The 3005-nt window shown below is 63.0% G+C and carries 3 protein-coding genes; all 3 read left to right on the plus strand.

Annotated elements, in window-relative coordinates; all coding sequences use genetic code 11:
• Positions 1-185 precede the first annotated feature (185 nt).
• The 3 genes from D8Y23_RS16330 (at position 186) to D8Y23_RS16340 (ending at position 2805) form a co-directional block, all read left to right on the plus strand.
• Complete coding sequence (locus tag D8Y23_RS16330) at positions 186-1430, plus strand: COG4705 family protein (protein WP_240663943.1); 1245 nt, start codon at positions 186-188, stop codon at positions 1428-1430.
• Positions 1427-2119, plus strand: coding sequence for a DedA family protein (locus D8Y23_RS16335; RefSeq protein WP_128219082.1), 693 nt, complete (start codon positions 1427-1429; stop codon positions 2117-2119). The genes D8Y23_RS16330 and D8Y23_RS16335 overlap by 4 nt, the downstream gene beginning before the upstream one ends.
• Before the next feature lie 119 nt (positions 2120-2238).
• Positions 2239-2805 carry a phosphatase PAP2 family protein gene (locus tag D8Y23_RS16340; protein WP_164878289.1) on the plus strand — a complete coding sequence of 189 codons (567 nt, stop codon included), beginning with the start codon at positions 2239-2241 and terminating at the stop codon, positions 2803-2805.
• The last annotated feature ends 200 nt before the right edge of the window (positions 2806-3005 follow it).

The following is a 3005-nucleotide window of genomic DNA, read 5'->3' on the forward strand; positions in this document are numbered from 1 at the left end:
ACGGCACGAACGACGGCGAGACCGCCGACGACGTCGCCGCCACCCCGGCGAACTGATCACCTGATCACGTGTGGGTGGCCACCAGCCGCCCACACGTGATCTGTGTCCGCTCGCCTCTTCCTGCTCGCACGAGCGAGCGCAACTTCTGAGTCGATTCTTAGAACGCGGTCCCTAGCGTCCCGCGTATGACGACCTCATCCGCGACTGAAGCCGCACCCGTCCGGGTCATGCTGAGCAAGGTGCCCGAGATCACTTTGTGGTTCTGGATCATCAAGATCCTCTGCACCACGGTCGGAGAAAGCTTCGCCGACTGGATCAACACCACCCTCGGGGTGGGACTAGAAGCAACTTCCGTGATCTTCACGGTGGTTCTCGCCGCAGTCCTCTCCTGGCAGCTGGCGTTGCGGCGCTACGTGCCCTTTGTCTACTGGCTGACCGTAGTGGTCGTGAGCGTCACCGGCACCCTCTACACGGATATCCTTACCGACGACCTGGCGGTCCCTCTCGGTGTCAGCACCTTGGTTTTTGCCATCGTCCTGGCTGCGGTGTTCGGCGCATGGTGGGCCAGTCAGCGCACCCTATCCATCCACAGCATCACCACCACCCGCCGCGAACTCTTCTACTGGCTCGCCATTCTCGTGACGTTTGCTCTCGGAACCGCCGCGGGAGACGGGATCCTCGAGCTAACCGGTTGGAGCCCAGGAGTATCCGTCCTTCTCCCCGCCGGCCTTCTCGTCGCAGTCATCGCTGGCTGGCGCATGGGAGGCAACCCGGTCCTCGCCTTCTGGCTGGCATACATCCTCACCCGCCCGCTTGGCGCGAATCTGGGCGACTGGATGAGCTTCCCTGTCAGCGACGGAGGCCTGGGAATCGGTGTCGGGCCCACGAGCATCTTCTTCCTCGGCGCCATCCTCGCCACCGTGGTGTACCTCACCATCACCCGAACGGATGCCACGGAGAACGCCCAGACCCGCCGGCCACAGACAACACCTCGCCGCCGTCGCGGCACGCTCATCTACTTCTCCGCGGTCGCTGCCATCGCCGCCGCCGTCCTCGTCTGGGCGCACGCACAGCCTCACAGTACGGCTGCGGCCAGCGAGGAGAACCCCAACACAGTCGTCACCCTCGCGCCTGGAGAGTCGGCCACCATCAACTTCCCCAATGGCAACGTCGCAAACTACCGCTCCATCGTCGAAGACACCCTGGGTCTCGTCATGGCCGGCGATACCGCAGGTGCGCAAACCCGCATAACCGACCTCGAGAAGGCATGGGATGAGGATCAGCCCACCCTTCAACCGCTGGACGGCACCGGGTGGACCATCCTTGACGGGCAAATTGACGCCGTTCTCAAATCCGTGCGCGCCTCCACCCCGGATCCCACAGCCGAGAAAAGCGCCCTCAGCACCCTTCTCAACACCCTTTCCTCATGATGATCTCTCCCGTGAATACTGCCCTCCACGTTCCGACAGTGAGCTTGCTCCCCGACGCGACAGCCATCCTCCACGCCTTCGGACCCTGGGTTCTCGTCGGGATAGCGTTCATCATCTTTATCGAATCGGGCGTACTGTTCCCCTTCCTTCCCGGTGACTCTCTTCTGGTCACCGCAGCGGTCCTCGCCAGCCCCCTCGGCATCCAACCGTGGCAAGTTCTCCTCGTCGGAATACCTGCAGCGATCCTGGGGGATCAGACGGGCTACTGGCTCGGCAGACGCTTCGGGCGACGCATGTTCAAAGACGGTGCACGCGTTCTGCGTCCGGACCGCCTCCACGACGCAGAAAACTTCTTCCATAAGTACGGCGGCGCATCCCTCGTCCTCGGACGCTTCGTCCCCATTGTTCGCACCTACATTCCCGTCGCCGCCGGAACCGCTCACATGCCCTACCGGCGATTCCTCCTCTGGAACACCACCGGGGCAACCCTCTGGGTGGTCGGCATGACAGCTATCGGTCTCGCTCTCGGCGGCATCCCGTTCGTCGTCAACAACATCGACGCACTCATGATCGTCGTCGTTCTCGTATCCGTCCTACCCGTCATCATCGCCGTCATCCGCAAATGGAGCACCAACCGCCGCAATCGGCCCACGCCAGACGGTGCCGGAACGAACGAGGCGAACACATGAGAGCCCACACATACCCCGTTGGGAGCGGACTACTCACGCCCACACGACGCGGTCGCCGCGTCGTATGGCTCGCCTGCGTCGCGGGGGTTCTACTCACCGCCCTGGGCTTTATCCTCCGGGTGGCGCCCTTCGACGCACCCGCCGTCGAAGCCCTAAACCGCGCTCACACCGGCGCATGGGGACAAATAGCCGACGCCATCTACTTCATGCTCGAGCCCGTTCCCGCCGCATTCCTCACACTCCTCATCCTCATCACCATCGCGGCCGTTCTTCGATCCGTGCGCACAGCGATCGTCTTCGGCGGAATCGTTGCATTGACATGGCTCCCCACCGCCGCCATCAAGGTCGTCGTGGACAGACCTCGACCGGATATCTTCACCCTTATCCACCCATTCACGCCCGCGCAGGTGGATGGATCTTTCCCCAGCGGACACACCGCTTTCATCGCCGCCCTAAGCATCGCCTTCTGGTTTCTTCTGCGCGGTACCCGTGGGGCGTCGATCGCTCTCATCACCGGCACTGTGTCTACCGTCATCGTTGGCCTCGCCGTCGTCAGCGACGGGCTCCACTACCCAACTGATGTCTTGGCCTCCATTGCGTGGGCAATCGCGATGGCACCCACCGCCCGATGGGTCATGGTCGACGTCATCGCTCCTCGCTTGGAGCGATATCGAAAGCGCAGCTGATCGACGGATCTTCTGTCTTGCTGACCTCGCGGTTGATCGCGCGGCGCGGTCTTACTGACGACCGTTCATGAGACGGTCCTCCCGCAGCCGAGCGATGTGGAGTTCAGGTCTTGGTGGCGGCGGATTTTGATTGCTCGGTGTCGTCTAGTCGCCGATGACGAGGATGCTTGCGGCGGCTTCGACGACGTCGTCGGTGATGG

This window comes from Microbacterium enclense (assembly GCF_004022425.1).
Classification (GTDB): Bacteria; Actinomycetota; Actinomycetes; order Actinomycetales; family Microbacteriaceae; genus Microbacterium; species Microbacterium enclense_A.